This is a genomic window from Actinocatenispora comari (genome assembly GCF_017312725.1).
GTDB lineage: Bacteria > Actinomycetota > Actinomycetes > Mycobacteriales > Micromonosporaceae > Actinocatenispora > Actinocatenispora comari.
In genome coordinates this window covers 1-17,660 of record NZ_BOPO01000147.1, presented here as the reverse complement: position 1 = coordinate 17,660, position 17,660 = coordinate 1, and the positions used below count along the sequence as shown (strand labels likewise).

The 17,660-nt window shown below is 71.9% G+C and carries 14 protein-coding genes; 7 read left to right on the top strand and 7 right to left on the bottom strand.

The features are described from left to right. Positions 1-9: 9 nt before the first annotated feature. Positions 10-696, bottom strand: a complete 687-nt coding sequence (locus NUM_RS34120; protein WP_207129067.1) for a DUF2306 domain-containing protein — start codon at positions 694-696, stop codon at positions 10-12. 118 nt (positions 697-814) lie between these two features. On the opposite strand from NUM_RS34120, the gene NUM_RS34115 reads away from it, so the two are divergent. Then, positions 815-1,462 carry a MerR family transcriptional regulator gene (locus NUM_RS34115; protein ID WP_207129066.1) on the top strand — a complete coding sequence of 216 codons (648 nt, stop codon included), beginning with the start codon at positions 815-817 and terminating at the stop codon, positions 1,460-1,462. 50 nt (positions 1,463-1,512) lie between these two features. Beyond that, positions 1,513-2,112 carry a gamma carbonic anhydrase family protein gene (locus tag NUM_RS34110; protein ID WP_207129065.1) on the top strand — a complete coding sequence of 200 codons (600 nt, stop codon included), beginning with the start codon at positions 1,513-1,515 and terminating at the stop codon, positions 2,110-2,112. Positions 2,113-2,167: 55 nt separating this feature from the next. Here the strand turns inward: NUM_RS34110 and hrpA are convergent, their stop codons facing one another. Then, positions 2,168-6,073, bottom strand: a complete 3,906-nt coding sequence (gene hrpA / locus NUM_RS34105; protein WP_440588078.1) for an ATP-dependent RNA helicase HrpA — start codon at positions 6,071-6,073, stop codon at positions 2,168-2,170. Positions 6,074-6,370: 297 nt separating this feature from the next. Between hrpA and NUM_RS34100 the strand changes: the two genes are divergently transcribed. Beyond that, a complete protein-coding gene (locus NUM_RS34100; protein ID WP_207129063.1) occupies positions 6,371-7,000 on the top strand; it encodes a class I SAM-dependent methyltransferase in 630 nt (209 codons plus the stop codon). 203 nt (positions 7,001-7,203) lie between these two features. Next, complete coding sequence (locus NUM_RS34095) at positions 7,204-7,809, top strand: phage tail tip lysozyme (RefSeq protein WP_207129062.1); 606 nt, start codon at positions 7,204-7,206, stop codon at positions 7,807-7,809. Positions 7,810-7,833: 24 nt separating this feature from the next. Here NUM_RS34095 and NUM_RS34090 read toward each other — a convergent pair whose 3' ends face one another. From NUM_RS34090 to NUM_RS34080, 3 genes are all read right to left on the bottom strand, one after another. Further along, the gene (locus NUM_RS34090; protein WP_207129061.1) at positions 7,834-8,790 is read right to left on the bottom strand and encodes a TAXI family TRAP transporter solute-binding subunit; all 957 of its coding nucleotides are present in this window, start codon (positions 8,788-8,790) and stop codon (positions 7,834-7,836) included. Continuing rightward, on the bottom strand, positions 8,787-10,184 hold the full coding sequence (locus tag NUM_RS34085) for a sensor histidine kinase (RefSeq protein ID WP_207129060.1): 1,398 nt from the start codon (positions 10,182-10,184) through the stop codon (positions 8,787-8,789). The genes NUM_RS34090 and NUM_RS34085 overlap by 4 nt, the downstream gene beginning before the upstream one ends. A gap of 86 nt (positions 10,185-10,270) precedes the next feature. Next, on the bottom strand, positions 10,271-10,927 hold the full coding sequence (locus tag NUM_RS34080) for a response regulator transcription factor (RefSeq protein ID WP_207129059.1): 657 nt from the start codon (positions 10,925-10,927) through the stop codon (positions 10,271-10,273). A 174-nt stretch (positions 10,928-11,101) separates the two neighbouring features. Here NUM_RS34080 and NUM_RS34075 point away from each other — a divergent pair, with 174 nt between their 5' ends. Further along, positions 11,102-11,851: a hypothetical protein gene (locus tag NUM_RS34075; RefSeq protein WP_207129058.1), complete on the top strand. Its 750-nt coding sequence runs from the start codon at positions 11,102-11,104 to the stop codon at positions 11,849-11,851. Between the two features lie 60 nt (positions 11,852-11,911). Beyond that, the gene (locus tag NUM_RS34070; RefSeq protein ID WP_207129057.1) at positions 11,912-13,705 is read left to right on the top strand and encodes a 5'-nucleotidase C-terminal domain-containing protein; all 1,794 of its coding nucleotides are present in this window, start codon (positions 11,912-11,914) and stop codon (positions 13,703-13,705) included. A gap of 549 nt (positions 13,706-14,254) precedes the next feature. Here NUM_RS34070 and pgi read toward each other — a convergent pair. Together pgi and NUM_RS34060 are read right to left on the bottom strand one after the other, a co-directional pair. Next, entirely contained in the window at positions 14,255-15,877 is a 1,623-nt protein-coding gene (gene pgi / locus NUM_RS34065) for a glucose-6-phosphate isomerase (protein ID WP_207129056.1), read from the bottom strand. A 206-nt stretch (positions 15,878-16,083) separates the two neighbouring features. Continuing rightward, the gene (locus NUM_RS34060) at positions 16,084-17,019 is read right to left on the bottom strand and encodes a GNAT family N-acetyltransferase (RefSeq protein ID WP_207129055.1); all 936 of its coding nucleotides are present in this window, start codon (positions 17,017-17,019) and stop codon (positions 16,084-16,086) included. Between the two features lie 220 nt (positions 17,020-17,239). Here NUM_RS34060 and NUM_RS34055 point away from each other — a divergent pair, with 220 nt between their 5' ends. Next, on the top strand, positions 17,240-17,602 hold the full coding sequence (locus NUM_RS34055; protein WP_207129054.1) for a YybH family protein: 363 nt from the start codon (positions 17,240-17,242) through the stop codon (positions 17,600-17,602). Positions 17,603-17,660: the final 58 nt, after the last annotated feature.

The following is a 17,660-nucleotide window of genomic DNA, read 5'->3' as shown; positions in this document are numbered from 1 at the left end:
GGGGCCGGGTCAGCGGCCAGGCCGGTGCCGGCGCAGGTACAGCTCCATGACCAGCACGTTCGGGATCCAGGCGAGGACGCTGGACGCCACGTACGCGGTGCTGAACAGGTGCCCGAACGACCCGTGGTAGAGCGGGCCGAGCAGCGGAAGCTGCACCGCGATCAGGATGCCCAGCCACAGCCGCAGCGTGACGGCGGAGAACGTGCCGGCGAAGCTGCGTCGCATCCAGCGCTCGTGCGAGCGGAACCGGTGCGCCCGCGCGGCCCGGTAGCCGGCGATGGTGGTGCCCAGCCAGTACACGTCGAGCAGGACGAAGGACGTCGCCGCGATCGGGCCGGAGGTCGTCAGCACCGCCACCACCATCCCGGCCAGCCCGGCGACCAGCACGGCCGGTACGTAGACGAGGCCAACGACCCGGTGCACCCGGGGCGCGCGGCGACGCAGCCGGGCGCTGAACTGCAGCGGCCCGAGCAGCAGTGCGAGGCCGGCGGTGATCGCGTGCACCGCGAGCACCGGGTAGTGGAACGGGACGTCGGCACGGATGCCGACGCGCGCCTCGGACGCGTCGAAACCGAGGTAGCGCGGCACGAAGGAGAGCACGATACCGGCGCTGAACAGCGCGATCAGCGCGAACCGGACGCGGTGCGATCGGCGCGGCGGGCTGATCGGCGGGGCGGGAGTCACCACGGAGGTCATGAAGTTCGTCTCCCGTTGTCGACACCAACTATATCGATAGCGCAGCTATCCATAGCGGATAGTGTGAGTATCGATAGCTGCCGTGTCAACCCAGTCGCGGATGCGGTATGAAGGACCCGTGCGGATCGGAGAACTCAGCAAGGCCACCGGGATCCCGGTGCCGACCATCAAGTACTACCTGCGGGAGGGGCTGCTGCCGGCGGGCGAACGCACCCACGCCAACCAGGTCTCGTACACCGCCGAGCACGCCCAGCGCCTGCGGCTGATCCGCGCCATGGTCCAGGTCGGCGAGCTGCCCATCGGCACGGTCCGCACCATGCTCGCCGAGGTCGACTCGGCCGAGCGGCCGACCGACAGCATGCTCGGCCGGCTGTCCGGCGCGCTGGTCGCGTCGCGGTCGCCCGGCGCGCATGCCGACGAGCAGGAACTCGCCGAGACGGCGGCCCTACTCCAGCGGCACGGCTACACCCGCACCGACTCGGTGCACGTACGGATGATCGCGGACGTGCTGGCGATGCTGCACCGGCTGGGCCGACCGGAACTCGTCGGCATCGTCGATCACTACGCCGACCTCGCACTGCAGATCGCCGAGACCGACCTCGCCACCCTGACCGCCATCGAGGACCGCGACAACCTGGCCGAATCCATGATCATCGGCTCGGTGCTCGGCGAGGCGCTGTTCGCCGCGCTGCGCCGCGCCGCGCACGCCACCGTCTCCGCCCGCGTCTTCCCCGAGGACAAGGTCGATACATCCTCGGCCAGCTGAAAGAACACATCAAACTCAGCGTGCGGCGAGGGCGGTCGTAGGCTCGGTGGATGTTGTTGGAGCATCGAGGAGCGCGGCCCGTCGTGCCGGACTCGGCCTACGTGGCGCCGAGTGCGGTGCTGTGCGGTGACGTGGTGCTGGGCGAGCGGGCCCGGATTCTGCACGGCGCGGTGCTGACCGCCGAGGACGGCGCGGTGCGGGTCGGATCGGACGTCGTGGTGATGGAGAACGCGCTGGTCCGCGGCCGGGCCGGGCACCCGGCCACGATCGGCGACGCGGTGCTGGTCGGGCCGCACGCGCACGTGAACGGGGCGCGCATCGAGGACGAGGTGTTCGCCGCCACCGGGGTGTCGATGTTCCCCGGGGCCATCGCCGGGGCCCGGTCGGAGCTGCGGATCAACAGCGTGCTGCACGTCAACTCCCGGTTGGCGGCCGACGCGGTGCTGCCGATCGGCTGGATCGCGGTCGGCGACCCGGCGCAGCTGTTCCCGCCCGACCGGCACGGCGAGCTGTGGGAGATCCAGCGCGGACTCGACTTCGCCGGCACCGTGTACGGCACCGATCGCGACACGTCGATGCGGTCGGTGATGGCGCGACAGGTCGAGTTCTACGGCGCGCACCGCGACGACCGCCGGCTCGACGTGGGCTGAGGCGCCCGCGGACGCGACGAGCGCCCGGGCCACCGACCGCCCTGGCCGACGGGGGTCAGAGGGCGTCGAGGGCGCGTTCGATCCGGCGGTCGGAGATCGGGTACGGGGTGCCGAGGCTCTGCGCGAAGTAGGAGACGCGCAGCTCCTCCAGCATCCACCGGATCGCGGTCAGCTCGGGGCTCGGCGGCCGTTGCGCGCGGGCGTCCTCGTACTCGGCGGCCAGCTCGCGCACCCGGGTCATCTGTTCCCGGTCGCGCTGCGGGTTGCCGGGCAGCCGGTCCAACCGTTTGTCCACAGCGGACAGGTACCGCGGCAGGTCGGCGAGCCGCTGCCAGCCGGTCTCGGCCACGAACCCGGCATGTACCAGCCCGGCCAGCTGCTGCTTGATGTCGGCGAGCGCCGCGACCAGCAGCACGTTGCCGGTGTTGGACACCCGGGCGAGCACCCGGCGGTGCGCGGCGAGGATCTTCTCCACCGCGGTCAACGCGCCGAGCACCATCGGGTTCAGGTTGGCGCGCACCGCGTCGCGCAGCCGGCGGAACCCGGCCTCGTCGTACACCGGGCCGCCGGCGTCGGCGATCAGCTTGTCGGCGGCGCAGTCGGTACAGTCGGCGAGCAGCGCGGCGACGCTGCCGTCCGGGTTGGTGGACAGCGCCAGCTTGCTGGTGTTCGACAGGTTGGCCAGCACGTACTTCGCCGGCGACGGAATCGACAGCAGGATCAGCCGCCGGGTGCCGCGCCACAGCTGTTCCCGTTGCGCGGCAGGGCTTTCCGCCAACCGTACGGACACCGAGTCGCCGTCGTCGTGCAGCGTCGGGTAGGCGCGCACGTGCTGGCCGCCGACGCTCTGCTCGTAGAGCTGGGGCAGTTCACCGATCGTCCAGTCGGTCAACCCGGTGCGTTCGATCCCGCGTACCGAGGCGGTCAGCGCGGTGCGGGCCTGCTCGGCGAGCTGGTCCTTCAGGGCGCCCAGGTCGCGGCCGGTGGCGACCGGATCGCCGGCGCCGTCCTCGACGACGTAGTGCGGCCGCAGGTGCGCCGGCAGCGCGTCGAGCTGCCAGGCGTCGCGCGGCACGTGCACGCCGAGCAGGTCGCGCAGGCCGCGTTCGATCGCGGTCAGCAGCGGTCCGTCGGCCGGCGAGATGCGGGCGAGCAGGGCGCGGGCGGTGTCGGGTACCGGCACCAGGGAGCGGCGCAGCTGCTTGGGCAGACCCTTGAGCAGCGCGGTGACCAGCTCCTCGCGCAGCCCCGGTACCTGCCAGTCGAGCTGCTCGCCGCGCACCTGACCGAGTACCGCGAGCGGCACGTGCACGGTGACCCCGTCGTCGGCGGTACCGGGCTCGAACGCGTACGACAGCGGCAGCCGCAGACCGTCGGAGTGCCACTCGTCCGGGTACTGCTCGGCGCTGACCGCACCGGCCGCGTCGGTGACGAGCATGTCCGGGGTGAACGTCAGCAGCTCGGGCTGCTCGCGCCGGATCTTCTTCCACCACGCGTCGAAGTGCCGGCCGCTGACCACGTCGGCGGGGATCCGGGCGTCGTAGAACTCGTACAGGGTGTCGTCGTCGACCACGATGTCCCGCCGCCGGGACCGGTTCTCCAGGTCCTCCACATCGGACCGCAACCGCTGGTTGTCGGCGAAGAACTGGTGGTGCGTCTCCCAGTCGCCGTCCACCAGCGCGTGCCGGATGAACAGGTCGCGGGCGATCTCCGGATCGATTCGGCCGTAGTTCACCTTGCGCCGCGGCACGATCGGCACCCCGTAGAGGGTGACCTTCTCGTACCCGACGACCGCGGCCTGGCGCTTCTCCCAGTGCGGTTCGGAGTAGGTGCGCTTGACCAGGTGCGCGGCCAGCGCCTCCACCATGGCCGGATCGATGCCGGCGACCACCCGGGCCCACAGCCGGGAGGTCTCCACCAGCTCGGCGGCCATCACGAACTGCGGCTGCTTGCGCGCCAGCGCCGACCCGGGGAAAATGGCGAACTGCGCGCCGCGCGCGCCCAGGTACTCCACCGGGCCGCGCGCCTTCTGCTGCTTCTTGCGTTCGGTGTCCTTCAGGCCGATGTGCGACAGCAGCCCGGACAGCAGCGCGGTGTGCACCCGGTCGGCCGGCGCGTCGAGCGTGTTGCGGTTGATGCCCATCCCGCGGATCACCTGGCGCAGCTGGGCATGCAGGTCCTGCCACTCCCGTACCCGGAGGTAGTTCAGGTATTCCGACCGGCACAACTTGCGGAACTGGTTGCCGGACAGCTCCTGCTGCTTGTCCCGCAGGTACTTCCACAGGTTCAGGTAGGCGAGGAAGTCGGACTCCTTGTCGGCGAACCGGGCGTGCGACGCCGATGCCTGCTGCTGCGCGTCGGCCGGCCGCTCCCGCGGGTCCTGAATGGACAGTGCGGCGGTGATGACCAGGATCTCGCGCACGCAGTCGTTCGAGTCCGCTTCGAGGACCATCCGAGCCAGCCGCGGATCGATCGGCAGCTCGGCGATGCGGCGGCCGAGCTTCGTCAGCTCGCCGCCCGGGCCGAGCGCGCTCAGCTCCTCCAGCAACTGCACGCCGGCCCGTACCTGGCGGGAGTCCGGCGGGTCGACGAACGGGAACTCCGCGATGTCGCCCAACCGCGCGGCCGCCATCTGCAGCAGCACCGACGCCAGGTTGGTACGCAGGATCTCCGGCTCGGTGTACTCGGGCCGGGACGCGAAGTCGTCCTCGTCGTAGAGCCGGATGCAGATGCCGTCGGAGGTACGGCCGCAGCGGCCCATCCGCTGGTTCGCCGACGCCTGGGAGACCGGCTCGATCGGCAACCGCTGCACCTTCAACCGGTGGCTGTAGCGGGAGATGCGTGCCGTACCGGTGTCGATCACGTACCGGATGCCCGGCACCGTCAGCGAGGTCTCCGCGACGTTGGTCGCGAGCACCACCCGGCGACCGCGGTGCGGCTGGAACACCCGGTGCTGCTCGGCGGACGACAGCCGGGCGTACAGCGGCAGGATCTCCAGCGTCTCGGTACCCGGCCGGCCGCCCCGCTGCTGCTCGCGCTTGGCCAGCGCGTCCGCCGCGTCCCTGATCTCCCGCTCGCCGGACAGGAACACCAGGATGTCGCCGCCGCCCTCGGCGCGCAACTCGTCGACCGCCGCGCCGATCGCGGTCACCTGGTCGCGGTCCGGATCCTCGGCGGTGATCGGCCGGTACCGCACCTCGACCGGGTAGGTCCGGCCGGACACCTCGATCACCGGCGCGGGCTGCTCCGCGGTGCCGAAGTGGCGGGAGAACCGTTCGGTCTCGATGGTGGCCGAGGTGATGATCACCTTCAGGTCGGGCCGGCGCGGCAGCAACCGCTTCAGGTACCCGAGCAGGAAGTCGATGTTGAGGCTGCGCTCGTGCGCCTCGTCGATGATGATCGTGTCGTACCGTCGGAGCATCCGGTCGCGCTGGATCTCGGCCAGCAGGATGCCGTCGGTCATCAGCTTGACCAGCGTGTTCGGCCCCACCTGGTCGGTGAACCGGACCTGGTAGCCGACCGCCCCGCCCAGCGGCGAGTCGAGCTCCTCGGCGATGCGTTCGGCGACGGTACGGGCGGCGATCCGGCGCGGCTGGGTGTGCCCGATCGTGCCGTGGATGCCGCGCCCCAGCTCCAGGCAGATCTTCGGGATCTGGGTGGTCTTGCCCGACCCGGTCTCGCCGGCGACGATCACCACCTGGTGGTCCCGGATCGCCGCGGCGATCTCGTCCCGGTGCTCGCTGACCGGCAGCTCCGGCGGGTACTTCAGCACCGGCACCGTGGCCCGCCGGTTCGCGATCCGCTGCTCGGCCGCCGTGACCTGCTCGGCCAGCCGGTCCAGCTCCGCCGCGTCGGCCGCGCCGCGCGCCTGGTCCAGCCGGCGACCCAGCCGGTACCGGTCGAGCACGCTCAGCGTGCCGATCCGTGCCCGCAACCCGCGCTCGGCCGGCCCCCGCGCCACCTCGGTGCCGGCCCCGTCGGGTCGCCGCGGCCCACGACGTCGCTGGCCGCGGCCGGACGACCCACGAGCCGCCGACCGACCACCCGGTGTCCCCGGGGATCCCGGTGCGGCGGCGGAATCGGACGTCGGGGCCGAATGCGGGGAGTCTCCACCCGCGGGCACGGTGCGGTCGGTGGCGGGCGGCGTATCCATCTCGCGCACCAGGATAGGCATGCCCCCGCCCGACCCGCCTCCCGGTTTCCGGCCAGCGGGCGTCGCGGCCCGGGCCCGCCACCAGCGGTCGGTTAGCGTGCGGGGATGGGTGACGACTGGCTGGCGCGGACGCGGGCGTCGTACGACGCGGAGGCGGCCGGTTACGCCGAGGTGGTGCGAGACATCCTGGGCGGCCGGCTGCCGTACCTGAACGCGGCGCTGGACGTGTTCGCCGGTCAGGTACGGGCGGCCGGTGGCGGTCCGGTCGCCGACGTCGGATGCGGTCCCGGGCACGTCACCGCGCACCTGCACGGCCTCGGCGTCGAGGCGTTCGGCATCGACCTGGCCCCGGGGATGATCGAGGTCGCCCGGTCGAACCATCCGGGGCTGCGGTTCGAGGTGGGCTCGATGACCGAGTTGCACCTGCCGGCGGCCTCGGTGGGCGGGCTGCTCGCCTGGTGGTCGCTGATCCACGTGCCGGACGACACGGTGCCCGCCGTGCTGCGGCAGTTCCACCGGGTGCTGCGCCCCGGCGGGCCGCTGCAAGTCGGCTTCCACGTCGGTGACCCGGCCCGACCGGTACCGCCGGGCAGCAGCGGGGACGCTCCCGTGCACCGGCGCCGCGCGGAGCGGGTTGCCGGCTGGCTGCGTGAGGCCGGGTTCACGGTAGCGGCGCAGTGGGAGTTCAACCTGGACACCGACCGACCGGGCGCGATCCTCTTCGCCCGCCGCTGACCCGGCCGACTGGCACGTGAGCCCACCGGTGGCCTGGTGGCGGGGCCGCCTCCACTGACCAATCTAGTCATATTCTGGCTAATACGGTCTTTTTTATCTTTATTACGGGACGTAACCTACCTGCGTGTCCCTGGTTCGTTCGCGGGGATCCCCTACCAGCGCCGGTCCCAGCAGCCACACCGGCGAAGAACGGAGAGTGTGCCGTGTTCAGATCCGGCAAAGCACGCATCGCCATCCTCACCGCGACGGTCGCCGGCGCCCTCACGCTGGCCGGTACCACCGCACCCGCGCAGGCGTCGCCCCAGACCTCGGCGGCCGCCGCGAGCGCCGCCAGCCACGGCGGGATGAGCCCCAACAACTCGCCGATCGCCCCGTCGGTGATCACCCAGAACGAGCAGGCCGCGTTCAACTACTTCGTCGCCAAGGGCCTGACCGCGCAGCAGTCGGCCGGCGTCATCGGCAACCTCGACCAGGAGTCCGGGATGGACCCGACGATCTGGCAGTACGGCGGTGGCCCCGGCCGGGGCATCGCGCAGTGGAGCGCCGGCGGCCGGTGGGACACCGACCCGGGCGACAACGTGGCCGCGTTCGCCAACGGCGGCAACGTCTACGACCTGACGCTGCAGCTGGACTTCATCTGGTTCGAGCTGACCAGCTTCCCCGGCTACGGGCTCGGCGACCTGCAGGCGGCGGGCACGATCGACGACGCCGTCATCGCCTTCCAGGACAAGTACGAGATCTGCGGCGCGTGCAACAGCACCAACCGGATCAACTTCGCCTACGCCGCCTACAACGCCTACGCCGGCTGAGCGCGGACCGGTGCGGCACCTGCCCTACGGGGCCTTCTGCTCCCGGTAGAAGCGTTCGGCGCCGGGATGCAGCGGGACGGGGTAGGTGCCGAGGGCCGAGCGCGGATCGAGCTGCCGGCCCTCCGGGTGTGCGGCGGACAGCCGGGGCTTGGCGACGAACAGCAGCCGGGTCAGCTGGTATGCCGCGGACTCGCTCATCGCCGCCGGTACCGCGAGGACGTTCGCGACCGCCACGGTGCTGACCGAGGTGAGGTTGTAGATCGAGTTCGGGATCCAGCCGGTGCTGTAGACCTCGCCGTACTGGCTCTGCAGGGTCGGCACGTACCAGCTCAGGTCGGTCAGGCCGACCTCCAGGTCGCCGGAGGCGACCAGCTCGGCGATCGCGGTGCAGGGCAGGCCGCTGGAGAAGAAGAACGCGTCGATGATGCCGGCGCGCAGCGCCGCGATCGAGTCGCGCAGCCCCAGCTTGTGCTGTTCGAAGCCGCGCAGGGTGATCCCACCGGCGGCGAGCAGCCGGGTCGCCGCCACCTCGGTACCGGACCCGGCGGCGCCGGTGGACACCGGCCGGCCGGCGAGCCCGTCCACCCCGAACGCGCCGCGTTCCAGCGCGGTGACCAGGTGCACGTGGTCGGCGTAGAGCTCGGCGAGCGCCCGCAGCTGGTACTTGGAGCCGAACGAGCCGAGCCCCTCCAGGTCCTGCGCGGCGACGTCGACGCTGGTGAACGCGACCTGCGCGCGACCGGAGCGCAGCCGTTCCAGGTTCTCCACCGAGCCGGCCGTCGGAGCCGCCTCGACCCGCCAGCGGGAGTCGAGGGTCGTCCCGAGCGCCCGGCCGAGCGGCTGGTAGACGCCGCCGTTCTCGCCGGTCGCCAGGGCCAGCCGCGGTCGCGGGCCGGGATCCTCGGTGCAGCCGGCGAGCAGTGGCGTGACGCCGGTCAGGGCGGCGCCGGTGAGCGCGGTGAGGATGCTGCGGCGCCTCATTCGACCGGCTCCGTGACGCGGGCCGGGGCCGGTGCCGCGGCCAGCCGCACCCCGGCGTCCAGGCCACCGGCGGCGGAGCGGCGCAGGTGCAGCATGCCGCCGGACGCGGTGACCAACGCGTTCGCGATGGCGAGGCCGAGGCCGGCGCCCGCCTGGCCGCGGTCCGGTTGCCGCCAGAACGGCCGCATCGCCTGTGCCATCTGGTCGTCGGTCATGCCAGGCCCGTCGTCGCAGACCGCGACGCGCACCCCGTCGGCATCCCGGTCGACCACCACCTGCACCGTCGCGCCGGGGCCACAGTTCTTGATCGCGTTGTGTACCAACACGTCCAGCACCTGGTCGAGGGTCTGCGCGGCGGCCCGGGCGGCGGCGGTGTCGACGCCCGCCCGGGTCAGCCGGACCCCGGCCGCGTCCGCCATCGCCTGCCACGCCACCACCCGGTCGTCGGCGATCGCGCCGGCGTCGATGTCGGTCAGCTCGGCCGATTCGGTGTCCGCGCGGGCGAACGTCAGCACCGCCTCGAAGATCGCGGACAGCCGGTCCACCTCGTCGACCACCAGCCGGTACTCGGCGGCGTCGGCCGGCGGTGCCGCGTCGGCGAGGTTCTCCACCCGCAGCCGTACCGACGCGAGCGGCGTGCGCAGCTGGTGGCTGGCGTACGAGATGAAGCCGCGTTGCCGGTCGATCAGCGCGGACAGCCGCGCCGCCATCGTGTTGAACGAACTGGCCAGCCGGCGCAGCTCCGGCGGTCCCACGTCGTCGTGCACCCGCTCGGTCAGCTCGCCGCGGCTGATCGCGTGGGTCACCTCGTCCAGTTCGTTGAGCGGGCGGGCGAACCAGCGCCCGATCGGGATCGCCAGCGCCGCGCCGACGGCGAGCAGCATCAACCCGATCGCCGCCAGCACCGCCCACTGCTGGCCGATCGAGGTACGCAGCCCGTCGGTCGGCGACACCGTGACCACCGCGCCGTCGATCGCGCCGGAGTTGCCGATCGGTTCGGCCACCACCATCGGCCGGTGCTGCCACGGCCAGATCACCCCGGCCGGTTGGGCCCGGGAGCCGGACAGCGCCGCGCGGATCTCGTCGCGCAGCAGCGGTTCGTCCGGGTCGATGCCGGCGCGGGAGGCGATGCGTACCACGCCGTCGGGCAACACCACCGCCACGCCGATCCCGTACAGCCGGTCGTACTCGGCGATCTCGCTCTGCAGGGTGGACAGCCGGCCGCCGCGCAGCCAGGTGCCGGCGACGGTGGCGAACCGGGTCGTGTCGTCCACCCGGTCGATGAACATGCCCTGGTTCTCCCGGGACGCGATGGTCACCGACAGCGGCAGCAGGAACGCCACCACCGCCACGCCCAGCAGCGACAGGTAGGTGATCAGCAGCCGCCGGCGCACTCTGCCTCCCCCGCGTCGAAACGACGCACTATGCCTCCCCCGCGTCGAAACGACGCACTATGCCTCCCCCGCGTCGAAGCGACGCACTATGCGTCCCGCACGTCGTAGCGGTAGCCGACGCCGTGGACCGCCTCGATCCGGCCGGCCGCGGCGATCTTGCCCCGCAGCGACCCCACGTGCACCTCCAACGTACGGGCCGCGCCGGGCCAGGTGGAGCGCCAGACCTCCATGATCAGCCGCTGCCGCGGCACCACCGCTCCGGCCTGCCGCGCGAGCACCACGAGCAGCTCGTACTCCTTGGGGCGCAAGGCAACCGGCTCGGCGCCGATGTGCACCTGCCGTGCCTCGGTGTCGATCCGCAGCGTACCGACGGTGACCGGGCCGGCGGGCCGGGGCCGGTGCCGCCGCAACACCGCCTCGATCCGCGCGGTCAGCTCCGCCATGCTGAACGGCTTCACCAGGTAGTCGTCCGCGCCGGTGCGCAGCCCGAGCACCCGGTCGCGTTCCTCGCCGCGGGCGGTGAGCACGATGACGGCCACGTCGGAGCGCTCCTGCAACTGCTTGCACACCGCCAGGCCGTCCATGTCGGGCAGCCCGAGGTCGAGCAGCACCAGGTCGCAGTCCGGCGCGGCGAGCGCCTGTTCGCCGGTACCGACGTGGGTCACTCCGTAGCCGCGGCGGTGCAGCGCCACGCACAACGCGTCGGCGAGGCGGGCATCGTCCTCCACGACGAGGATCTCCACGTCACCCTCCGTCCGTGTGCAATCACCGTGCTCGCCGGCTCCTCAATGTTTGCTCAACGATCCTCGCCGAGCGGCGCCGAGCAGTCCAGACCGCCCTATCGTCACGCACACCGGGCCTGCGCGATGCGGCGGGGACCGGGCGACCCACCACGCGGCCAGGAAAGGGAGGACACCATGCTTCCGGATCTGACAGCGTTGCGACGACGACTGCAGCTCGGACCGATCGATCACCGTACCGCGGGCGCCGAGGCGGCCGTGCTGCACCGTGCGGTGACCGTACCGGCTCCGGCCACCCGCCGCAGCACCAGCAGTGTCGGCCTGCTGACCGAGGCCGACACCCTCACCTCGTTCGACACGGTGGCCGCGGCCGCCCGCTTCGCCGGTACGCTGCACGCCGCGACCGGCGTCGCCGTCGAGATCGACAGCCGTACCCTCGGCATCCGGCACCGGCACGAGATGCACTTCGTCCGGGTGGCGCCGTCCGAGCAGGACGCGGTACTCGCGGCGCTCGGCACCGGTTGGCACGCCGCGCGGGCCGCGGTCGCCGCCGCCCCGGTCGGCGGCATCGCCACCGAGGTACGCACCGGGCCGGCCACCGCCGCGGCGATCTGGCGCGCCCTGCTGCTCACCACCGCACCGGTCCGCAACACCGCCGATCTGCGGCTGCGGATCCGCGACACCGAACTGCTCGCGCTCGCGGTGCGCTCCGCCCAGGTGCTCGGGGTGCCCACGCAGGCCCGCGCCACCGGCACCCTCGGCGTACTCAGCGTGTCCGCCACCGACGGCGTGTACCGGCTGCTGGACCGGCTGGTGCCGCGGCTGCCGGCGACCCGCCGACCCGTCGGCAGCCGACCCGCCGGTACGACCAGGCCGGCCCGGGCCGTCGCGGCGGCCGGGCCCCGCCGGCCGATGCCCGTCCGCTGACTGGCTCCCGCGAGGGGCGATAGTCTGCCCTGTTGCCCACATCGCGGGAGGACTTGAAGGATGGGACATCGACGAACGGTCGCGGCGCTCGCCACGGCATGTTGCCTGACCGGAGCCGTGCTGAGCGCCGTGGCCGCGCCGGCGGCGGCCGCGCCGAAGGACGTCACGCTCACCGTGCTCGGCACCAGTGACGTGCACGGCCACGCGCTCGACTGGGACTACTACAAGGACAAGCCGTACTCCGACGCGGCCGGCAACTCGGTCGGCCTGGCGCAGGTGTCCACCGTGGTCGACCAGGTGCGCCGGGAGAACCCGAACACCCTGCTGGTCGATGACGGTGACGTCATCCAGGGCACCCCGCTCGACTCGTACTACGCGACGGTCGAGCCGATCACGAAGACCGGCGCCACGCACCCGATGGCCGCGGCGATGAACCAGATGGGTTACGTGGCCGGTGCGGTCGGCAACCACGAGTTCAACTACGGCGTCGACTACCTCGGCGCGTACCGCAAGCAGCTGAACTTCCCGCTGCTCGCCGCGAACGTCACCGACCACCGCACCGGTGCGCGGGCGTTCGAGCCGTACGTGATCCGTACCGTCAAGCCCGCGCACGGCGGCAAGCCGGTGCACGTCGGCTTCCTCGGCCTGACCACACCCGGCTCGGCGATCTGGGACAAGCCGCGGGTGGCCGACCGCCTCGACTTCACCGGCGTACTGGAGTCGGCGAAGCGCTGGGTGCCCCGGGTCCGGGCCGCCGGCGCCGACGTGGTCGTCGTGCTGGCGCACTCCGGCATCGAGACCAGCTCGTCCTACGGTGACGCGCTGCCCTGGCCGGAGAACGACATGCGCCAGGTCGCCGAACAGGTACCGGGCATCGACGCGATCCTGTCCGGCCACACCCACCTGAACAACCCCGAGGTGGACGTCACCAACAAGCAGACCGGCCGCAAGGTGGTCATCTCGCAGCCCGGCCTGTGGGGCGAGCGGGTGTCCCGCTTCGACCTGAAGCTCCGGCTGGTACGCGGCCACTACCAGGTGGCGGGCGCCAGCTCGTCGCTGCTGAACCCCAACAGCGCGCAGCCGGACCCGAAGGTGGTCGCGGCGACGAGGACGCAGCACGACACCACGGTGTCCTACGTCAACTCGGTGATCGGACAGTCCACTGCGGACATGCCGGCCGGCCCGTGCCGCTGGTCCGACTGTGCCGCACTGGATTTCATCAACCAGGTGCAGACCGAGACGGTACGCAAGGCGCTCACCGGTGACGACGCGAAGCTGCCGGTGCTGTCGGCGGCGGCGCCGTTCAACCGCGACGGCGGGATCACCGCGGGCGACGTGACGGTACGCGACATCGCCGGCATCTACGAGTTCGACAACACGCTGCTCGGCATCAGGCTGACCGGCGCGCAGGTCAAGGCGTACCTGGAGAAGTCGGCGGAGTACTTCCAGCAGGTGTCCGGCACCGGACCGTACCCGGCCGACGACGTGACGAACGCGCCGACCACCGACTCCCCGAACGGCACCCCGGACTACCTGTACGACGTGCTGTCCGGCGTCAGCTACGACATCGACATCGCGAAGGCGCCGGGCAGCCGGATCGAGAACCTGTCGTACGACGGGAAGCCGGTCACCGACGACCAGCAGTTCGTGCTGGCGATCAACAACTACCGGCAGTCCGGCGGCGGGAACTTCCCCGGCGTCACCACCGCGCCGGTGGTGTACGACCAGCAGGTCGCGATCCGCGAGTCGCTGATCGACTGGGTCCAGCAGGCGGGCACCATCGATCCGGCGCAGTTCTCGGCGGACGACTGGAAGCTCGTCGCGAACGGCCAGCCGGTCCAGATCACCGGCTGAGCGCCATCGGGCGGTGCGGTCCGAGTGCCGTACCGCCCGGCGGCCGTTCCCGCTGTCGGGAAACAGCATGGCGGCAAATCACGAAATGACCGACATCGATCTTCACTTAGAGTAGGTTCATGAATACCGACGGTGACCTACCGCGGTACACCTCTCTCAAGGAGACGATCATGCTGGCGATCTTCACCGATGGTCTGGCCGTCATCATCAGCCACTGCTGGTGGTGGTAGGCCGCTCCGGCACCGCAGCGCACCGGGCGCCCGGCCACCAGCCGGGCGCCCGACGCATCCGTCGCAGCTCCATACCTCGACGTACCCGCCTGCCGGCTCCACCGCTCGACCGAGCCGGCCCACCAGCCTGGGCAAACGTCCAGTGGATGTTGCGGAAATCCCCGGCAACACCGGCAACCGCGACGTAACGTCGAGCCAGACGGGCGGAGTCGCGCTCCGCACGTCTACCCACACCTCGGTCGAGGGCCATCGGTCGGAGGTGGTTGGGCGCCCGGCAGCCAGCCGGGCGCCTTTTCGCACCCGCGGGTCGAGGCCCGGCCTACCGGCCGCGCTGGGTGCGGTAGCGGGCGATCAACGCCGCCGTCGACGGGTCGGCGTCGCCGGGCTCACCGGCCAGCAGCGGCGCCAGCTGCTTGGCCATCTCCTTGCCCAGCTCCACACCCCACTGGTCGAACGAGTCGATGCCCCAGACGGTGCCCTCGGTGAACGTGACGTGCTCGTACAGCGCGACCAGCTGGCCCAGCGTCGCCGGCGTCAGCTTCGGCGCCAGGATCGAGGTCGTCGGGTGGTTTCCCGGCATCACCTTGTGCGGCACCACGTCCGCGGCGACCCCGGTGGTCTCGACCTCCGCCGCGGTACGGCCGAAGGCGAGCGCCGCGGTCTGTGCGAAGAAGTTCGCCATGAACGCGTCGTGCATCTCGTCGACCTCGTAGTTCGGCTCCGCGAACCCGATGAAGTCGGCCGGGATGATCTTCGTGCCCTGGTGGATCAGCTGGTAGAACGCGTGCTGCCCGTTCGTGCCCGGCTCACCCCAGAACACCTCGCCGGTCTGGTACGTCACCGACACGCCGTCGCGGGTCACCGACTTGCCGTTGGACTCCATCGTCAGCTGCTGCAGGTACGCCGGGAACCGGTGCAGCAGCTGCGAGTACGGCAGCACCGCATGCGTCTGCGCGCCGAGGAAGTTGTTGTACCAGACGTTGAGCAGCCCGAGCAGCGCCGGCACGTTCCGCTCGATCGGGGTGGTCCGGAAGTGCTCGTCGACCACGTGGAAGCCGGCCAGCATCTCGCCGAACGCGTCCCGCCCGATCGCGAGCATCAGCGACAGCCCCACCGCCGAGTCGAACGAGTAGCGCCCGCCGACCCAGTCCCAGAAGCCGAACATGTTGTCGGTGTCGATACCGAACTCGCCGACCAGCTTCGCGTTCGTGCTCACCGCGACGAAGTGCTTCGCCACCGCCGCCGGGTCGTCGCCCAGCCCGGACAGCAGCCAGGCCCGCGCCTGCCGCGCGTTGGTCAGCGTCTCCAGCGTGGAGAACGTCTTCGACGCGACCACGAACAGCGTCGACGCCGGGTCCAGGTCGGCCAGCGTCAGGCTCAGGTCGGTCGGGTCGATGTTGGAGATGAACCGGCACGCGATACCCGCGTCGCGCCAGGGCGCGAGCGCCTCGTACGCCATCACCGGCCCCAGGTCGGAGCCGCCGATGCCGATGTTCACCACGGTACGGATCGGGTCACCGGTGTGCCCGCGCCAGTCACCGGACCGGACCCGCTCGGCGAAATCGCCCATCCGGTCCAGTACCGCGTGCACGTCGGCGACCACGTCCTGACCGTCCACCACCAGCTCCGCCGAGCGCGGCAGCCGCAGCGCGGTGTGCAGCACCGCCCGGTCCTCGGAGGTGTTGACGTGCTCGCCGGCGAACATCGCCGCGATCCGGTCGGTCAGCCCGACCCGCCGCGCCAGCGCCGTCAGCAGCCCGATCGTCTCGTCCGTGACCAGGTTCTTGCTGTAGTCCACGAACAGGTCGCCGGCCTGCGCGGAGAGCCGCTCCGCGCGCTTCGGATCCCGCTCGAACTCGGCCCGCAGCCGCAGCGCCCGCGCCTGGTCGGCATGCGCCGCGAGGGCACGCCACTCGTCGGTCGTGGTGATGTCCGTGCTCATCGATCGCTCCAAGATCTCATCGACCGCTCCCCCGGCACCTCGCACCACGATCCCTCGCTCCGCGCCCGGCGCAGCGCTGGCCGGCGCGCGCCGGTGCGCGGAGCGAGGGACGGAAACGACTGGTCGCCACCCCCGGGCCGCAACGCGATCGGTACCGCAACGTTCCGATCATGCCTCATCGACACCGCGGCCCGGACGCACCGGGGTCAGGCGGCCCCCACCGGCGCCGACAGCACGAACCGGACCTCGACGTTGCGGTACCCGCCGCGCTCGAACGCGCGTTGCATCGGCACGTTGACCAGGTCCGTGGTGGCGCTGATCCGCTCCGCCCCGGCCGCCGCGTGGAACCGGGTGATGTCCGCCAGCACCTCGTCGATGTACCCGTTGCCGCGCAGCTCCGGCAGCACGCCCAGGTAGCCGACGTTGCGCCCGTACGGGTTGCGCCACGGGATGCCGAACCCGGCCAGCGTCCCGTCCCGGGTGTACGCCAGCCGCCACCAGCCGCGCGTCTCCGGCACGCTGGCGTAGAAGTTCAGGTCTTCCCGCGCCGCCGCATCGACACCGAGCGCCGCCACGTGCCGGCAGCTCGTCGTGTCCAGCGAGCCGACCGCCACCCGGCGGAACACGTCGAGGAACGCCTCGTCGTCCGGCTCCGGCCGGAACACCAGCCGCTCCCCCGCCGGCGGCAGTCCGGACTCCGGCGCCCACCGGTACTGCAGCCGTTCCAGCTCCTCGACCAGCCCGGCACGAGCCGCGGCCTGCCGCCGCCAGGTGAACGCGGCCACCGCGTCCGGCTGGTCCCGCCAGCCGACCGGAAGCCGCAGGTGGAACTCCGGCGTCGCGCGGAACGCCCGGTGCGCCGCGGCGAGCAACTCGGCCGCCACCGCGACCCGGTCACCGACCGAGCCCGCCACCCACAGATGATCCAGCGCGACCGGCTTGGCCTCCCCCGCACGAGACCACCACACCGCCGACGCCACCGGCGTGCCGGCGTCCTCGGCGATCCAGACCCACTCCGGTCGGTACTGGCCCGCGGCCAGCTCCGCGCCGAACCTGTCGCCGCCGAGCCAGCACACCGGGTCCGGCTCGAACAGCGCCGCCACCCGGTCGAGATCCGCCTCGACCACACTACGAAACAACACGTTGGTGCCTTCCCTGCCGAAGGCGCCGCCGTACGGTCAGGACCTGCTGCCGGCCCGCCCCGGAAGCGCCGAGAATCCACTGGACATCACCGGTGCCTCCCTTCTCGTCCGATCGCCGGCCGGTCGCCGGCGCACACCGCGCGCACGCTACGGGACCGGTCCGACGGCGGCAATCGGGTTTCCGCCGGGCCTGTCGTACCCGACTGGTAGACACCGCGGGATGGACGATCCGGCAACCTTTCTGCGTCGGTACGAGCAGGCCACCAACAGCCACGATCCGGCCCGGCTGGCGCCGCTGATCGCGGCCGACGCGAGCTACTGGTTCACCGACGGCTCGCACCACGGGCGGGACGCGGTCCTCGCCGCGATCGGCCGCACGTTCGCCACCATCACCGACGAGACCTACCGGATCGAGGACGTGACCTGGCTCTACCGCGGCGACGACCAGGCGGCGTGCCGGTACCGGTTCCGCTGGTCCGGCACCGTCGACGGCCGCGCGGCCAGCGGCGCGGGCCGGGGTACGGCGATCCTCGTCCGCGGCGACGACGGCTGGCAGGTACGGCACGAACACCTCAGCCACTGACCGTCATCCGCCTCGGCGCCGACCGCGAGGCGGCACCGACGGGCCCGCCGACGATGGG